Source organism: Rickettsia endosymbiont of Gonocerus acuteangulatus, assembly GCF_964026435.1.
Taxonomy (GTDB): domain Bacteria; phylum Pseudomonadota; class Alphaproteobacteria; order Rickettsiales; family Rickettsiaceae; genus Rickettsia.
The window spans coordinates 645,894-663,745 of record NZ_OZ032147.1 but is presented as its reverse complement, the minus strand read 5'-3'; the positions used below and the strand labels follow the sequence as shown (position 1 = coordinate 663,745).

Genomic DNA, 17,852 nt, shown 5'->3' with positions numbered 1-17,852 from the left:
AAAGTCATCAATTTTCTATTATTGCGGGGTGGAGCAGCTCGGTAGCTCGTCAGGCTCATAACCTGAAGGTCGTTGGTTCAAATCCAGCCCCCGCTACCATATTTTTATTTCAATTTTTTTTATTGTTGCCTTGTGGTAAAATTGTTGTGTAGAATGGTTTGGCTTTGCCCGCCTGACTCGAGAGTCGTCATTGTGAGCGAACTTAAGTAGAGTGTGGCAATCTCATGGAGTTATACAAAACAGTTTCTTTTTGCAATGACGGAGAAACTGATCCACGCAGGCAATTTTGCTACAGGATAATACAGGACGTACTAATATAGGTTGCAAAATTATGATTGATGAAAAAGTAATTAATAAAAAAGTAGTAGGTGATAATAAGCTTTTTCGTCATCAAGCCAAATTTGTAGCTGGTGCTATGGATATAAAGCAACTTCCTAATTTTGCATTACCGCAAATTGCTTTTGTTGGTAAATCAAATGTTGGCAAATCGAGCTTAATAAATACTATATGCAATAATAAAAATCTTGCTAAAGTTTCTAATACCCCAGGGCGTACTAGGCAGATTAATTTCTTTAATCTTGTAGATAAACTTATAATAGTTGACCTACCAGGTTATGGTTTTGCAGAAGTTCCAAATCAAGTTAAAGAGCAGTGGGAAATATTAATTAATCATTACTTACGCAAGAGTGACAATCTAAAATTAGTTAACTTATTGATAGATTCAAGAAGGGGAATTAAAGAAAACGATAAAAAAGTAGCAGAGTTATTACTTGCAAATAAGCGAGATTTTCAAATTATTTTTACAAAATCCGATAAAGTTACAGATCGTAAAAACCTTAACCTAGAAGCACAGAATTTTCTTGCAACTTTAAACTACTCATGTAATCTTATTTATGTAAGTAGTAGGAGTAAAGAAGGTGCAAGAGAACTTAAAACTAGTTTGGCAAAATGCATCAAACTTGAAAAGTAAAGAAGTAGATAATATTTCTGAATTAGGCGACATTACTATAATTAGGGATATAATCACATGTAGTAATGAGCTTAGAAATCAAGCTATAGTTTTAAAGTTACCCATCAATATTATTATTAATGAGCAGTTATTTGCTTCTTTTATAGAATCTATCAAGCTGCTTGAGATGTGCGGTGCTAAAATCTATATAATACATGACCATATAGATTTAGGAAATCTATCTTTAATATCACAATTGGATAAAAGTTTCAGTAAAAAATTTAATGAAGTAAGTGAAAATAGTTTCGTAGATAATCCTATTATTATGGAAATATTATCAAGTTATGTCAACAAACTTATAGTGACAAAACTTAATAATAAAGGTTGTTATGCGGTTGGTATTTCAGGGAAAGATGCGAATTTACTACAAGCAAGAAAATCAAAATTATCACATAGAAGAGTTGCAAATCGTGATGTTATAGATATTGGCTTTGTGAGCGAGCCTATTATAGTTAATCCAGAAATTCTAATAAAAGTAATCCCCGCCGCAAGCAGCGGGGTATTTTAGAAGAAAGCTAGCTGATGATCCTCATGCAGTTTCTGATATTCCTTGCCTTGGTTTTTTACGTATTTTCCTATCATATTCTCATTTCCATGCTTACCTACCGTACTCGTAAAATATCCATCAGTCCAAAATTCTCCACCCCATAATTGTTTCTTTACCTGTGGACACTGTCTAAATATTTGACGAGCTGTAACACTTTTAATTGTTGTTACTATTTTTGTTACGCTATAGGTTGGTACAGATTGTACCAAAAAATGGACATGATCTTCATCAACCCCTATTTCTAAAAATTTTATTTGATATCTCTTTTCTATCTCTAAACATATTTCTCGTAATACTTGATCAACTGATACGTCAAACACTGCTCGGCGATATTTTGCTGGAAATACCATGTGATACAGCAGTACCGTAACATTATGACTTTTATGTATATATTTGCTCATTCCGCCATATTACGCCGCAAGCGGCGGGGAATATACCCAAAAGAGATTTAACTGCTGCAACAATTGCTGTTACTTTAGGAGCAGAACATCTAATATTTCCATATGAAATGTCCCAGATATTTAGAGGATTTCAGTATAATATGAAAATACAAAATGCTAATTTATTAAAATCAATGCTAAATGATAGTAATCACTATTTAGAAGAAGAATTAATCAAAATAGCAATTAAGGTGATTGAAAGTATAGGTAATAATGTACATTTTGTTAATAGTAAAATACCAAACTCAATATTATTAACTATGTTTGCAAACAAAAATATAAATTTATATTAATAATTTTTAAGTTTATGTTTATTATTGAATAAAAAATATAAAAGAGGAAAAGTATATGGCAGGAACATTAGCAACCGATCTTTTATTCGTAGGACTAACTAGACCACCAATGATATTCGGTGTGAGTATTAAATTTGCGGCGTTAAATATGATCATGACTATGATAGTATTTATTTGGAATAACGGCATTATGATTTTATTCATTGCGGCAGGTCTACATTTAATAGCCTATATTATATGCTTTAAAGAGCCACGATTTATAGAATTATATTTAAACAAGATGTCAAGAACTAGCCAATGTCCTAATAAATTTTATTATAGGGCAAATTCATACGGAATTTGAATTTGATGTCATTTCGTAGTTTGTCTACAGAGTCTAGATTTTATTGTTACCCCGTGACTTGATTGCGGGGTCTTATGTTATAGATTCTATCTTAAGATACCACAGGTACAAGCCACAGTATGATGTCATAAGAACCAAAAATCAAAATAGTTAAATTAGGTTATGTAATGAAGTTATTTAGAACTAGAGCAGCTAAAGAATTGAGGTCTAAACAAGAGAGACCTACTTCGCATTTTATCCCTTATAAATGCCATTGGGATAGTAATACCATTTTAACTAAAGATAATTCGCTCCTACAAGTTATTAAAATAAACGGCTTTTCTTTTGAAACAGCTGATGATGAAGATTTAGATATTAAAAAGAATATACGGAATGCTTTACTTAAAAACATGGCATCAGGAAATATAGTGGTATATTTCCATACTATCAGAAGACGTAAAGCAGTAATATTTGATAACACGGAATTTACCTATGATCCTACTGTAAAAGTACCAAATGATTTTATTACATATCTCGGAGCAGAATGGCGTAAAAAACACGCAGGTGCTAGATCATTTTTTAATGAATTATATGTCAGTATTTTATACAAGCCTGATACTGGTGGTGCAGCTATAGTTGAGTATTTTTTAAAGAAGCTTAGACAAAAATCTAATAAAAATGCTTGGGAAAATGACATGAAAGAGATGAAAGAAAATCTCCAAGAAATGTCAAACAGAATAGTTAATACATTTATAAGTTATGGGGCTAGGATTCTTGGAGTTCGTAAAACTACTACAGGTAATTATTGTGAAATGCTAGAATTTCTTTCATCTTTGGTTAATTGTGGCGACTCCCCAGGTCCAGTAGCAGTACCGCGTGGTACTATTGATGAATATTTACCAACACATCGCTTGTTTTTTGAATCACGTACTATTGAGGCAAGAAGTTCGATTGGAACTAAATATGCTGGAATAATAAGTATTCTTGAATATGGACCTAATACTTCTGCAGGGATTTTTGATGGATTTTTGCAAATGCCATTTGAGTTTGTGATGACTCAAAGTTTTATATTTGCTAACAGAACCGTAGCTATTGGTAAAATGCAATTACAGCAAAATAGAATGATACAGGCAGGTGATAAAGCTACTTCACAAATTGCTGAAATATCAACGGCACTTGATATGGCAACTAGTGGTGATATTGGTTTTGGAGAACATCATCTATCACTTTTATGTTCTGCAAATAGTATTAAAGCTTTAGAAGATATATTATCAATGGCATCTGTTGAGCTTTTTAATTCAGGAATTCAGCCTGTTAGAGAAAAAATTAACATGGAGCCTAGCTATTGGGGACAGCTTCCAGGAAATATGGAGTATATAGTTCGTACATCCACTATAAATACCCTTAATATGGCTAGTTTTGCCTCTCAACATAACTATCCTATTGGAAAGGTGCGAGATAACCATTGGGGTGAATATGTCACAGTACTCGACACAACTTCAGGTACTCCGTTCTATTTTAATTTCCATGTAAGAGATGTTGGGCATACTTTAATCATAGGCCCGACTGGTGCCGGTAAAACTGTTCTTATGAATTTCTTATGTGCTGAAGCACAAAAATTCAAACCACGTATGTTCTTTTTTGATAAAGATCGTGGTGCTGAAATATTTATCAGAGCTATAAACGGTGTTTATACAGTTATAGATCCAGGTTTAAAATGTAACTTTAATCCATTGCAGCTTGAAGATACTAGTGAAAATAGAACGTTTATTTTAGAATGGTTAAGGGTTCTTGTAACTTCTAATGGTGAGAGTATAACAGCACAAGATAATAAGATATTATCGCAAGCAGTGAGTGGTAATTTTAGACTAGAGAAAAAAGATAGACGGCTTAGTAATGTGGTAGCATTCCTTGGAATCGATACACCAGATAGTCTAGCAAGTAGAATTGCAATGTGGGTTGGAAATGGTTCTCATGCTAAAGTATTCGATAATGAAATAGATGATATTGATTTGCAAAAAGCTAGGGTATTTGGTTTTGATATGACTGAATTACTTAAAGACCCAATAAGTCTTGCTCCGGTGTTGTTGTATATTTTCCATCGTATAAATATTTCTTTGGATGGGCAAAAAACTATGATAGTACTTGATGAGGCTTGGGCTTTAATCGATAATCCAGTCTTTGCCCCTAAAATCAAAGATTGGTTAAAAGTGTTGAGAAAACTAAATACTTTTGTTATATTTGCTACTCAAAGCGTAGAAGATGCAGCAAAAAGTAGAATTAGTGATACGTTAATTCAGCAGACGGCTACGCAAATCTTTCTGCCTAACCTTAAAGCTACCGATATTTATCGTAGTGCTTTTATGTTAAGTCAGAGAGAATATGTTTTAATTAAAACTACCGATCCTACAACACGTTACTTTTTGATAAAACAAGGAGTAGATGCAGTAGTTGCTAAAGTAAATTTAGACGGTATGAATAATATAATTAGTGTTTTATCGGGTAGAGTGGAAACTATTATACTACTCGATCAAATTAGGGAAAAATACGGGAATGATCCGGAAAAATGGTTACCTATATTCTATGAAGCAGTCAAAACATTGTAGATTTAATGGATTATGGTTACTTGTTGTTGTAAGTCTAAAAAATCGTCTGAGCTACGCGACTGTAAGGAGCGTGGCAATCCAAAAAAATAATAAAAAATGCTATAAGTTAGCATTTTTTACTGGATTGCTTCGTCAAAATTTTCAATTTTTCCTCGCAATGACGTTTATCACACACGAGGCAAGTAGCTAGTCATGAAATTATTCCCTCGTACTTTACTTAAAATTTTAGTAGTCAGTTTTATCCTCAATTTTGGGATTACAAGCAAATCATATGCTGATAATACACTTGATACTATCGTTAATACACTAGAAAATTTAACTTGTGAAACACAAGGAGTCGGTGATTTATTACGTACCGAATTTTCTCAAACTTGCATTGTCGCTCCCTTTTTTACTTTTGCTATAATGAATCTTGTATCTCCTGTTTTATACATGAATACATTCTTAAAGCTTAGAATAAATGACAATGAATTATTTGGTACAAAATTTCCGGGAGGGCAATGTACGCGTGAAAACAGAGCTGACCCTGACCCTGAAAAACTTGAATTAACTTTTGGTTTATGTAGTAATGCAAAACTTACGGTAGTTAGAGCAAAAGCAGTTGCAGAATCAGCACTTGCTATTGCTAAAGCTGCGTTAACTGGTAGTGATCCGTGGGATGATATAAAGGAAGTTTGGGAAAATAAGAAAGAAGATTATTATAATATATATACCCAAAAGCCTGAAGATAGCGGTATAATGTGGGATTTAGGGGTGCCGATTTTTTGGAAAGTTGTTCATGATAATGATCGTATATGTGTCGGAACATATGGTTTTACAGGTATAGTACCGGTGGGATGTAAATATATAAAAGAGCCATTTCCAAAATCTATGTATAATAGCTTTATGGATGTAAACGATACAGATTTTATTGATGACCCTAATAATAAAGCTGTTGATCCTTTAGCATTAGTTTCTTGTAGTGCAGCAGGTGGGGGGTGCTATCAAAAAGCTTATAACGCTTCAAGAACTGCGGTAGTTATGACTTCTCCGCTTATAGAATGCATAAGACAAATGATTGCAAGATTGTTGATTAGTGAAGATGTATGTAGCTTTGATGATGTAAATGCAGTAGTTAATTCAGCTTCAAGGCAGACTAGTGCTTTATTCCAGTTTCAAGTAGGAATGTATAGAATAGTTACGGCTTTCTTAACTTTATATGTTATGCTTTTTGGTGCTAAAATACTTCTTGCAGGTCAAGTTCCGCCAAAAAATGAGTATATAAACTTTATATTAAAAATAATATTTGTAACTTATTTTTCAATAGGATTGAACATAACGCCAGGTAGTACTTCCCCTTATGATCGTATGGATGGGATGATTCAATTGGCATTTCCTTTCTTACTTAATGGTATAAATGGGTTAGCTAGCTGGGTTATGAATGCTGCCCCATCTGGGTTATGTAAATTTAATGGTCCGGATATTTCATATGACAATAGTGTTGCATATATTGCATTATGGGATGCTTTAGATTGTCGGGTAGCCCATTATTTGGGGCTAGATATGTTATCTACACTATTAGTTGAGAATACTTATAAAAGCCATAATTTTGCAAATTTTGACTTTTTTAGCTTTAGTGCCCCTCCATATATTTACTTACTAATACCCGCTATAATATCTGGTAATATGATGCTAGTATCTCTAGCTCTTGCCTATCCGTTGCTTGTGATCTCAGTTGCTGCCTTTATGGTTAATGCCACTGTTATGTGCATGGTATCTATAGTAATACTGGGTATTTTAGCACCTCTTTTCGTACCGATGTTTTTATTTGATTATACACGAAATTATTTTGATAGCTGGGTTAAGCTAATGATTTCGTTTTTACTTCAGCCTATGGTAGTAGTTACTTTTATGATTACTATGTTTGCAGTTTATGATTTTGGTTTTTACGGAAAATGCCAATATAAAAGTAAATTGATTCATAATAGTGTAGAGGGTGCTCTGCAAGGACAAACTTTTAAAAGGGATGTTTTAGTATTTTTTGTTGATAATGATTGGACAAAATATAGTAAAGAAGATGCAGAGAGTTGTCAAAATAGCTTAGGCTATATGTTAAATAATCCAATTTCAACAGCTTTTAACTTTGCCAAAGACAGTGTAGAACAAATAGTTGGCAGTAAGCCGAACGAGACTTGTGATCCAAAGGCAGCTGATGCAGATACTAAATGTAATCCAAAACCAGGAGATAGTAGTACAAGCAGCTTCCTTTCTAAATTCCAGTTTTTATCAGGAGTAATTTTAGGTCCTGGAATGTTCTTTGTTTCACCTAAATTACTTTTTGAGAAGATTAAAGATATTTTACTTGCTTTAGTTACAGCCTGTTTTACCTTATATTTAATGTATAATTTTAGTAGCCAGCTGGCTAATTTTGCAGCAGATATGACAGAAGGAGTAGCTCTTAGCAGTGTTGCTATAAAACCGCAAGCAATATTTAAAGCCGTAATGGCAGGGCTTGCTGCTGCAGGTGCTGCAACCAAAAGTCTTGACCAATTCGCTACCAAAGGTGGCGGCGGTGGTGATTTACTCAGCACTAAAGGCGGAAGAGCCGGTGATTTAGTAAAAGGTAGTGGCGGTGGTAGTGAGGGAGGTGATTCTATCACATCAGGCGGTCTTAGAGAACCGTCTAGTACGGCTGCAACTCCATCTTCTGCATTAAGTTCTGTTGGTAAAAGTGTAGGCGGTACGGCAACACCAAGTAGTGCTTCTGAAGAAATGCTTGATACTAGTTTTAGCAATAGAAAACCTATAGAAGCCCCTGTGTCTCAACCAACGACAGTTTCAACACAAATTGATACTACTATTAAAACTGAGCCACCGAAAGTAAGTGTGGCAGAAGTTATAAGAAGTACTGCAGAAGATAAGCTTGAAGATTTATCAAGTAAGCTTAATGTTACAAAAGAAATTAAAGAAGCTGTGCCTGAATCTCAGAAAGAAGAACAAAAAGAGCCAAGAGTAAAACATACTACTGAGGTGGAGCCGGAACCTAATTTAGATGAAAATCTTGGAGTTACACGTACTATCAGAGGGCTTGATAAGGACAGAAAATTTACCAAACAAGAAAGTCACGAATTAAAGATAGGTGAGGCAGGATACGTAAAACAAGAGATGAGAAATGCTCAAATTCGTGATAGAAGAGCAGCATTTGAGAAAGAAACAGAAGAGTTATATCGTAGCGGTGGTGGTAGAGCAAAAGATAAAGCAACCGAGAGAAATGATGGAACGATTGAAAATAGAAGCAAGAAAATAGATAGCGGTTCCGATGAAAATACATAATATTATAAAAATTATTATTGTCGTTTGTTTGGAAGGTTTTGCTTTAACTAGTTTTGCCGGCTTTGGAGATTCTTGTGCCTCGTTGCCGACTACTACAGATGGATATTTAGAATCTGATACAGCATATGGTTACATAATTCGTAGTATTGATATGAAAGCACCTGGAGGGAATTGTGATGCAAACAAGCCGGGTATAACTTTTTGCTTTAAGAATAAAGAGGGTAGTAGTGACCCTTGTACTATGTATACTTTAAATCAAGGTGATTCGAAAAAAATTAGCGATTTAAGCAAGGATAATAATCCCGATCTTGGTGCAAATCCTATATTAAAAAATATAGTCTTAACAGTGCAAACATGGCAAAATGATATATGTTTACTTATGCCAACGTCAAGAGGACCAATGCCGGTGGCATGTAAAGCATTAAGTAACACTCTACCTCCTCCTCCCCCTGATGATCCTAGCTGTAGTAATATAGGGCAAAGTTGTTATACTGGAGCAAATTATAGTCAATCATTAATTAACTTTTCCGGTCTTGCTGTCCAGTGTTTAAAAGAAACTCTTGATAAAATATTTTTTGTAGGAAATAGTTGCGGTTCACAAAGTCAAAGCTCTGAAATAACTAATCTTACTGCTTTTCCTACTTTTCAAGGATATTTAAAAAATGCTATTGGTGCTGCATTGATTTTGTACGTAATGTTTTTTGCATTTAATATGGTGCTTAATAAAGAATATGGAAACCCAGATAAAATAGCCCTTTTTATAATAAAACTTTTATTTGTTACTTATTTTGCTATAGGGCTTGGTCCTCTGAATTTTAATAGCAGTCAGCCAACTCAAGAGAATGGTATGTTAAAATACGGGTTACCTCTCTTAACGGGAATAGCACCGGAATTTGCACAAATTATTTTTAATGCTGCGGGTTCAAAAGGATTATGTGTATTTGATACTTCAAAATACCAAAGTGGGTATCAATTTTATGCTTTATGGGATTCTATAGATTGTCGCATAGGTTATTATCTTGGTCTAGATTTACTTTATAATATAGATAAAAATCACATATTGACTAATTTTGCAAGAGGTGATGGTGGTAATAGTAGTGGCAGTATACCTATACCAAATCTCGGAACTCCTGATAAGAACAGTCCAGATGCTTTAACTTCAGTAGGGTCTTTAAGGTTTTTTACTGTTATGTTTGGTTTCTTTATGGCAGGAAACGTTATTATTCTTATAAGTGGTTTAGTATTTGCAGTAATATTCCTTTCTATACTCTTATATTTTATCATGCATTATTTAGTTTGCATGATTACTATTTATGTGATGACATATGTTTCGCCAATATTTGTTCCTATGATGTTATTTAATCGTACAAAAGGTTATTTCGATGGATGGTTAAAAGTATCCTTGTCATGTGCATTACAACCAGCTGTAGTAGCAGGCTTTATAGCGTTATTAATTAGTATGTATGATTCAGCAATATTTAAAAATTGTGAGTTCTTAAGATATGATTACGAGAAAAATAACGTAAAGTTTAGTACTTTTGAACTGAGATTGCCAGCTAACGGTGCAGAGGTGTGTCAAGAAAGCTTTGGATATAAAATGCTAAATTATTATGCTGGTAAAGGTTGGGAAGAACATTTAGTCATACTTTTCCCTATAAAATCAATTGCTAAAGATGTTGTGTCTATTCTTGCTGAGCTATTGTGCGTCTTGGTATTTTCGGTGATTTTCTATTATTTCTCTAAATCGATAAGCCAATTTGCTGCTGATTTAACTAATGGTCCAAAAATGGATGCGGTAACAGCAAGCCCAACTAAAATTGTTGATTTAGTAAAACAAGGAGCAGCTTTTATTAAGGATGCCGCTCAAGCAACGCAGGGTAAACCTCCGAGCGGTGGTGATATGCCGGGCGATAGAGGAAGTAAACGTCCAGAAGGACAAAAAGGTGATGATTCATTTATCTCAAGCGGAGGAAACAGCAGCGGAGATTCAATATCATCGAGTGGAGGTAAATAAGGTAATATGCAAACTAGCTTAATAAAAGTTTTAGGTGTGCTTGCTATAATAGCAACCCTTGTTTGCTTCGTTTTTGCAGCACTTGGAATGATAGGAGCAGTAAGCGTTGGTAATGGTTGTTATATGAGGTATGCTCCGGATGGTAAAGGAGGGTCAGATTCTATAACTAGTACAATTACTCTTAACGCTAATGCTAACTATGTTAATACCTCTACAATGTTACCAGATGGTACTATGCAGCTTACTCCTGATCCTGCTTATTATGGTGAGTGGTTAAATACCCAAGTAGAAGTAAAAGATAAGCAAGCAGTATCATTACAAGTAGTTGGTCAGATTAGTTTATGTCTTGCTTATGTGCCGAAAGATAATTTGCAATTTACTGAAACTACAAGACCAGGTAAGTCTAATTTAGACGATAATGGCAAGATGATTCCTATTCCTCGTGTTACAGACGTTAATAAACCGCCGCTTTCCTTGATAATGGATGCAAAAAATAATGAGTGGCGTAATATTACTGAAATGTATGCTAATGATAGAATATTAGTTTCGGTGACGCCTAATTATTCTCCTGGTGCAGGTGGAATGGCAGGGGCTATGGATGCATTTAAAGGTACTAACGTTACGGCTGATTGCTCAGAAAATAAAACTACCTATAGCCCAATTTGTGGAAGGTACTCTATTTACTCAGGACCATATGTAAATGCTTGTGAATTAAAACAAAATTATTGGCAAGGTAATAAACGTAGAGAAAAATGTCCTTGGGGATGTATTTTTGGTTGTATTCATCCTGAGGATGTAGCAATTTGGGTATGTTCGGCTGCTGGTGCTTGTTGTACTGCATGGATATGTGATTCTTTATCAGCTTGGATAAATAATTATGGAACAATGCCGGAACCCTATAAGGATGATGGCACTTTTACTTTTAGTTGGGCAAGTAATTCTGGTGGTATATTTATTGATTATGCTAATCTTCAATGTTCTAATAATGCTAATATTCCGCCAAACGGCAAATGTCCTGATAGTGTAGATGATCGTAGTCCTAAAGATAAAGATTATATAGGCGGAGCTGGGTGTACTTCAGGTGTATGTAATGGAGGGGAATTTCAGTCACAACGAAGATTTTGGTATACGTCAGATGGTAATGGTGGTAAGGGTCCAACAGGCTTAATATGGCAAATAAGTAACACAAGTAACGTAGATTCAACCCTACCTTCCAATCCCCAATTTGCTCAATTTGTAACAGCTTCAGATCAGCCTACCGAATATGGTAATGAATATAAAGTAATATATAATATACCATTTAATAGTAATACTGATAAAGGCTATTTACAGTATAGGCTCTGGTGTCCTACTTCTCAGGATGCAAGTAAAAATACTGGTGGTTATGTTATGAACATCAAACAAACTAAATGCTATAGAGAAAATGGCAATAGTTTAACTGATGTTTTTAATAATCGTGGTCAGGTACAATATTTAGTAGTACCAAGTGCAGAAAATCCAAATACTAGCGGTAAGAATTATTCGCCTGAAGCTGCTATAGTAGATAGTGATGGTAAAGCTAATTTTAATGCAGCTGGTGATGGATATATATGGATGAGAGTTCTAAACGATCCGAATGATTATAAAGATAGTGAGGGTAGTTATAAAGTACATTTTTCAACTTCTCAGTCAGTAGGAAGCTTTACTATTAAAGTAATGAATCCTCTACTTCAGCTATTTAAAGGCAAAGTTAAAGGGGCTGCTGAGTCTATTTTCCGAAATATAGTATGTTATGGAGGAGATACGTCTTCTTGTACTAATTTTTTTAATTATATTAAAGCACTTCTAATTCTTTATGTTATGGTTTACGGGGCAATGTTTTTACTGGGCTTTGCAAAAATAAACCAGAAAGATTTAGTAGTTAGAATAGTAAAAATAGGTATTGTTAGTGGACTTATGAATGGCAATACGTTTGAGTTTTTTAATAATTATCTATTTGATACTATTGCTAACTTTTCCGATGAAATTATTTCTAATATGAGCGGATATAGCTTATTTACTTCCACTAATACGGTTTCAAATCCTTTCATGTTTTTAGATGCAGTAATGAGTAGGATATTGTTTAGCCAAACATTTATGGCACAATTACTTGCATTATTATCTTTAGGTCTTAGCGGTATTATATATTTTATCATTACTGTTATTGCAGTAATGATTGTGATTTTGACAGCACTTAGAGCAGCTGCCGTTTATATTATGGCATTTATGGCAACTTGTATATTAATTGGTATAGCACCTATATTTATTAGCTTCTTATTATTTGATTTTACTAGGTATTTATTTGATAATTGGGTTAGATTTACAATTAGATATATGATTGAGCCGGTTGTTCTAATGGCAGGTATTATCGTGCTGACTCAATTATTTACAATATATTTAGATTTTGTGTTAGGTTACAGCGTTTGTTGGAAATGTGCATTACCTATAAAAATTCCGTTTATCGGTACTATTTTACCGGTTGCATTACTTAATGTACCAATCTTTTGTATAAACTGGTTTGCACCTTGGGGCATGGATTATATGTCGGGTATGATGGGTGTGAATATGCAAAATATAGTTGCATTAGTTATTATAGCTTATGGTATGTATGGTTATGTTGATTTTTCTGGTAATATGGTGGCAAAGCTGACAAGTGCTGCTGGTCCTTCAGCTACTAGTATGGGTGGAGCAATGTCAAATGCTGCAGAGCAGGGAGCATTGAGCCAAGTAGGCATGGATGAAAAAACAAGAAAAGGTATTACTGGTAGAGCAAAAGAACGATTAAAGCAACGTAACGAAACTTTAAAGCAAGCTGAGAAAACTAGAAAAAATGCACCAAAAGAAGAGCCGCCTAAAGCGGAAATACCGAAATAAAAAATTATGAAAATTATTAAGAGTTTAATTTTATTAGTTTTATTTATGGCGTCACCTGCCAAGGGTGATGATTTTGCTTGGATGTCAAGTGGGCTTAGCGGTCTTAAAAGCATATTTGGTTGTTTGGAAGTACCTACATTTACAAGTTTCCGAGAGGGTAAAATAGGTATTAGTTTATCGACTGCTGGAGATTGGCAACCAACTGGTAATGTAGTTGAAAAAGGTAAACTGCTTAAAATTAAATGGTCTACTGCGGGTCTTACCCCAGAACCTCGAAAATATTTAGTATTATATAGAATTGATCCAAGGTTTAGTACCCCGCAAGTCTTTATTAAAAATTATAATTACAAAAACTCACAGTTTGAAGTTGCAGGATTCCCAGGTTTTAGTACAGCAAATGATGGTGTTATACCTCCTGATAAAAACCTTGACGCATTATCATTTGCTAAAATGAATAATTATGTTAACTACTTTAATTATGCTAATGGTAATCCGAAAATTCAGGTTAATGCTGGTGATATAGTAAATATTAGCCTAGCTGATAAAGATGATTTTTTTAATCCAAGTACATCAAAAACTCCAAGCACCTTAAATAATATATTAGCTAAAGAACTCGATAGTTCTGTATTTGCCGCTTCTGCTCTTTATACTGAAAGCAATCTCGGTAATTTTGAAAATAGGATAGTTTACTCAAGTGCAGAGCAAGTTTGTAATATTATAGATGCTCAAAGAACTACTCTATGTACTGGTACAGGTTCGGCTACAAAATATACTAATGTTGGTAATGGTGCATTAGTTGGTAAGCCAATGGCTGTAACTACATTACAAAATTTTATGAGCATAATTAACTCTTGCCCTGCTAATTCTAATTTAGATGCTAGCCCTGCTTGTTATTATGATCAAGGTAGAGGAATGGTTATTAAAATAGGTGGACAAGTTATTAAAAATCGTGATCAAAGCTTTGTTAATAATGATAATACACAGAATAGTTTTATGTATTATCAAGCAACTAGTGGTGGTGCTATGGATTTTAGTAGCGATTGGCAGCCTACCGGTATGTTTAATAATTCTTTTTCAATGAGTGAGTGGAGTAGAAATTTTTCTAATTATACTGATTTTGCAACTTATATAACTAATGGTAATTGGGCAACTAATTTTTTATATTTTGGTCGTTATGCAATGATTGTTGAGATAGGTAATGGCACAAACACTATAAGTCCGGGTGATCAACAAAATATAACTTTAGAGTATTTAATAACAGCTGATGGTACATTACCTAGTTCATCTACTTCCGGCACTGCAGTCGGTTATGATTTTTCATGTGATGCACCACAAGATGGATATTTATGGTTAAGAGTAAAAAATCCTAATTGTAATATACAGGGAACAATTAGTGTAGATTACGCTAATTATACTGGTACAACTTGGTTTTCAAATATAGTTTATAATGGTGCAATTAAGCCAATTACAGATGAATTTAGAAGTTATAGTGAGAATTTTTATTTTAAATTAGTTGCAAATTCTGCAATACAAAATATAGCTAAAACTGCATTAACACTTTACGTTACTATATTTGGCTTAATGTTTGTTTTGGGGGCTTTGAAATTGACTGCTGTAGAAGTAGTAACTCGTATATTTAAAATAACTATAGTAGCTATTTTACTTAGACCTGAAAGCTGGAGTTTCTTTAATAACAATTTCTTCAGTGCATTTATTAATGGTATAGATTTCTTTGCAACGAATGTTGTAGGTGCTACAAGCTCTAAATCTAACATTTTTGGTTTTATTGATCCTATATTTGATAAATATACTAATGGTAGGATTTGGGGATTACTGTTTATTCAACTATTACAAATACATAATGGCTTAGCATTTATTGCTATCATAACCATTTACTCACTTATTACTTATTTTAGGGCAGTACTCGAAGTAATTATAGGTTATATTATAGCCTTTATAGGTTTGACAGTTATGATTTCATTAGCACCAATTTTTATAATATTAATGTTGTTTGAAAAAACAAAAACTATGTTTGACAACTGGATATCAATTTTGTTTAGCTATGTAATGCAGCCAACGTTATTATTAATTTTCTTTTTATTAATAGATCAAATTTTATCAGAACAGCTGTTAAAGGTAATTGTCAGAGCTTGCTGGGATACGCTCATACCAATTAAAATAGGACTCGACTTGTCAAATCTTGGTATTCCGTTAAATTTCTCTTTCACTTTACCATTTTTACCAGGAATACCTTTTTTTGTTCCACAAGTTCCAGATATTACTAGTTCTAATATTTTAACAAATGACACTAATACATTTTTAGTATTATTTACTACAGCTTTATTATTTTATTCATATTGTCTAATGTCATATGGTTTAGTAAGTTTTGTAACCATAGTTGTTGGTATGTTAACGCAGGTTACTCCTGCACGAATAGAAGGTAATTATCAAGCTCCTTCTAATCCTACAGAATCTATTATGAAAGATATAGGTTCAGTAGCAGCCCCGATTAAAAAAGCTGCCCTTGCTCCAGCACGGATTTTTAAAGATAAAGTAATTGATCAGAATTATGAAGCTAGAGAGTCAAAAGATGGCGGTGAGCATACAGGTAAGTTTTTTCAAAATCGTAATGATGTGAAACCTGAACAGAAAGAAGAGAAAGATTAACATCATTGCGAGGAGCCGTAGGCGACGTGGCAATCTTATGAAACATTTAAGAATTCTGGGATTGCTTCGTCGAAACTTAAAGTTTCTCCTCGCAATGATGTTGAAATTTAAAATATTAAAATTTTTATGGATTCTGTGGATAAGCCACGGAATGACAAATCGATTTAAAATGAACAGAAATATTTTTATTACATTATTAATATCGTTATTGGCACTGTCGGGGTGTACTGGGGATACTTGTATCGATCCGGATGATTTCGGTTTTATAAAATTTAATATTTCTTCTAGATATGATCCATCTGAAGTTACTTCAAGACAGGAGGGGGATCAGGTAGCACCATGGCGGGATAGTGCTTATAAAGTAAATGGTTATCCTTTAACAGTTATGGTAAGACCTTGGGATTATATGTCTGGGGACAAGAATACTTCAGGGATGTTATCGGCATGGTGTCCATGGTATGGGCAGCAGAATAATTTTACTACCTTAGCTGATTTTTGCGTTAAGTTGCAGCCATGTCAATTTACTGACGGTAAGATGTGTCCAACTCCTACGCCAAGCGATGCACCTATTAATAATGCTCCTTGTATACTTACAAACGGAGTAGGGCTTTATTTTTTAATTGCTGATAAAGGTTCTAATCCTAATATGTCGTCAGATTCACAGCGTAGCCCAAAAGGTATAACGCAGCATTTAGGTGAACCAATTACAAGCAAAGGTTATGAATTTTATAGTATTAGCAGTACTGGGAAATTTTTACAAGCCGGTGGTATAAATTATCAATATGGTTGTACTAGCCTACCTTGCGATCAAGCTTCAAATTATGCTCAATCTCCCCTATATTTTAAAATTTTAGACAAATTTTATGATGATAATAGTGGACAATATAGGGTAGTCATAAAATCCGGAGTTAGCGATACAAGACCTGATCCGCTACAATTTTTAACAAATTTAATAAAGAATGAGTTATTTGGTACTAGCGATAAAGATCCTGGAATTGTAAGGCAGACTTATCAGCAAATAATTGAAACACTTAGCTATAGGTTAAGTGTTTCGGCTCTTTTAACTCTTTATATAATGTTTACTGGATTTTCCTTTTTAATAGGAAACATAAACATGACTCATGTTGAGCTGGTAGTTAGAATACTAAAAGTCAGTATAGTTTCAATATTATTAAGTACAAGTAAAGCTTGGACATTTTTCCATGATTATTTATTTGTATTTTTTGTTGAAGGGCTAGCACAGATATTACAGATAGTACAAGATGCTTCAACAGGTCAAAGTTTATTAAATCTTCTTATTTCCCCGCAAACTTTATCTAAGCTATTTTCTTTATTATTTGTAGATCCGCTTGGGTTTATTTATATTATATTATATTTAATAGCTCTATATTTTATTTTCTTACTTATATTCAAAGCTACAATTATTTATCTTACGGCACTAATAACTATTGGTATGATTATAACAATGGCACCGATATTTATTTGTTTCATGTTATTTAATATAACTAGATCGTTATTTGAAAATTGGTTAAGACAATTAATATCATATGCTATACAACCTATAATTTTATTTGTCGGTATTGCTTTTATCGGAATGATTATTAAAACGGAAATACAATCGACATTAGGTTTTGCTGTCTGTAAGAAAGATTTTCCTAATTTAGGACCTATAAATCAAATTTTTGGTAGTTTTACAGAAGATTTAGACTCCAGTATTGGTAATTCGATATTTTATTGGTGGTTTCCGGTA

General features: G+C 33.6%; 9 protein-coding genes, 1 tRNA gene and 2 pseudogenes. 11 read left to right on the top strand and 1 reads right to left on the bottom strand.

Annotated elements, in window-relative coordinates; genetic code table 11:
- Positions 1-22 precede the first annotated feature (22 nt).
- The 3 genes and pseudogenes from AAGD55_RS04030 to AAGD55_RS04020 form a co-directional block, all read left to right on the top strand.
- Positions 23-99 (top strand) — tRNA-Met (locus AAGD55_RS04030).
- Between the two features lie 232 nt (positions 100-331).
- The gene (gene yihA, locus AAGD55_RS04025) at positions 332-970 is read left to right on the top strand and encodes a ribosome biogenesis GTP-binding protein YihA/YsxC (RefSeq protein WP_341792231.1); all 639 of its coding nucleotides are present in this window, start codon (positions 332-334) and stop codon (positions 968-970) included.
- Positions 918-1,481, top strand: a pseudogene (locus AAGD55_RS04020) (acetylglutamate kinase); the annotation flags it as partial. The gene yihA and the pseudogene AAGD55_RS04020, both read left to right, overlap by 53 nt.
- A gap of 32 nt (positions 1,482-1,513) precedes the next feature.
- On the opposite strand, the gene tnpA reads toward AAGD55_RS04020, so the two are convergent.
- Positions 1,514-1,957, bottom strand: a complete 444-nt coding sequence (tnpA, locus tag AAGD55_RS04015; protein ID WP_341790826.1) for an IS200/IS605 family transposase — start codon at positions 1,955-1,957, stop codon at positions 1,514-1,516.
- A 140-nt stretch (positions 1,958-2,097) separates the two neighbouring features.
- Here tnpA and AAGD55_RS04010 point away from each other — a divergent pair, with 140 nt between their 5' ends.
- The 8 genes and pseudogenes from AAGD55_RS04010 to AAGD55_RS12345 all read left to right on the top strand — a co-directional run.
- On the top strand, positions 2,098-2,289 hold the full coding sequence (locus tag AAGD55_RS04010) for a hypothetical protein (RefSeq protein ID WP_341792230.1): 192 nt from the start codon (positions 2,098-2,100) through the stop codon (positions 2,287-2,289).
- 55 nt (positions 2,290-2,344) lie between these two features.
- Positions 2,345-2,632, top strand: coding sequence for a type IV secretion system protein VirB3 (locus AAGD55_RS04005; protein WP_341792229.1), 288 nt, complete (start codon positions 2,345-2,347; stop codon positions 2,630-2,632).
- Positions 2,633-2,799: 167 nt separating this feature from the next.
- Positions 2,800-5,217: a VirB4 family type IV secretion/conjugal transfer ATPase gene (locus AAGD55_RS04000; protein ID WP_341792228.1), complete on the top strand. Its 2,418-nt coding sequence runs from the start codon at positions 2,800-2,802 to the stop codon at positions 5,215-5,217.
- 192 nt (positions 5,218-5,409) lie between these two features.
- Entirely contained in the window at positions 5,410-8,529 is a 3,120-nt protein-coding gene (locus AAGD55_RS03995; RefSeq protein WP_341792227.1) for a type IV secretion system protein, read from the top strand.
- Positions 8,516-10,543, top strand: coding sequence for a type IV secretion system protein (locus AAGD55_RS03990; RefSeq protein ID WP_341792226.1), 2,028 nt, complete (start codon positions 8,516-8,518; stop codon positions 10,541-10,543). Before AAGD55_RS03995 ends, AAGD55_RS03990 begins: the two co-directional genes overlap by 14 nt.
- Before the next feature lie 6 nt (positions 10,544-10,549).
- The gene (locus tag AAGD55_RS03985; protein ID WP_341792225.1) at positions 10,550-13,435 is read left to right on the top strand and encodes a type IV secretion system protein; all 2,886 of its coding nucleotides are present in this window, start codon (positions 10,550-10,552) and stop codon (positions 13,433-13,435) included.
- Positions 13,436-13,441: 6 nt separating this feature from the next.
- Complete coding sequence (locus AAGD55_RS03980; protein ID WP_341792224.1) at positions 13,442-16,102, top strand: type IV secretion system protein; 2,661 nt, start codon at positions 13,442-13,444, stop codon at positions 16,100-16,102.
- A gap of 37 nt (positions 16,103-16,139) precedes the next feature.
- Positions 16,140-17,663, top strand: a pseudogene (locus tag AAGD55_RS12345) (type IV secretion system protein); the annotation flags it as partial.
- Between the last annotated feature and the right edge of the window lie 189 nt (positions 17,664-17,852).

Bases quoted from the DNA above. Each gene is read 5' to 3' on its own strand.
- yihA (WP_341792231.1), top strand. From the start codon at position 332: ATGATTGATGAAAAAGTAATTAATAAAAAAGTAGTAGGTGATAATAAG.
- AAGD55_RS04010 (WP_341792230.1), top strand. From the start codon at position 2,098: ATGAAAATACAAAATGCTAATTTATTAAAATCAATGCTAAATGATAGT.
- AAGD55_RS03995 (WP_341792227.1), top strand. From the start codon at position 5,410: ATGAAATTATTCCCTCGTACTTTACTTAAAATTTTAGTAGTCAGTTTT.
- AAGD55_RS03985 (WP_341792225.1), top strand. From the start codon at position 10,550: ATGCAAACTAGCTTAATAAAAGTTTTAGGTGTGCTTGCTATAATAGCA.
- AAGD55_RS04005 (WP_341792229.1), top strand. From the start codon at position 2,345: ATGGCAGGAACATTAGCAACCGATCTTTTATTCGTAGGACTAACTAGA.
- AAGD55_RS04000 (WP_341792228.1), top strand. From the start codon at position 2,800: ATGAAGTTATTTAGAACTAGAGCAGCTAAAGAATTGAGGTCTAAACAA.
- AAGD55_RS03990 (WP_341792226.1), top strand. From the start codon at position 8,516: ATGAAAATACATAATATTATAAAAATTATTATTGTCGTTTGTTTGGAA.
- tnpA (WP_341790826.1), bottom strand. From the start codon at position 1,957: ATGAGCAAATATATACATAAAAGTCATAATGTTACGGTACTGCTGTAT.
- AAGD55_RS03980 (WP_341792224.1), top strand. From the start codon at position 13,442: ATGAAAATTATTAAGAGTTTAATTTTATTAGTTTTATTTATGGCGTCA.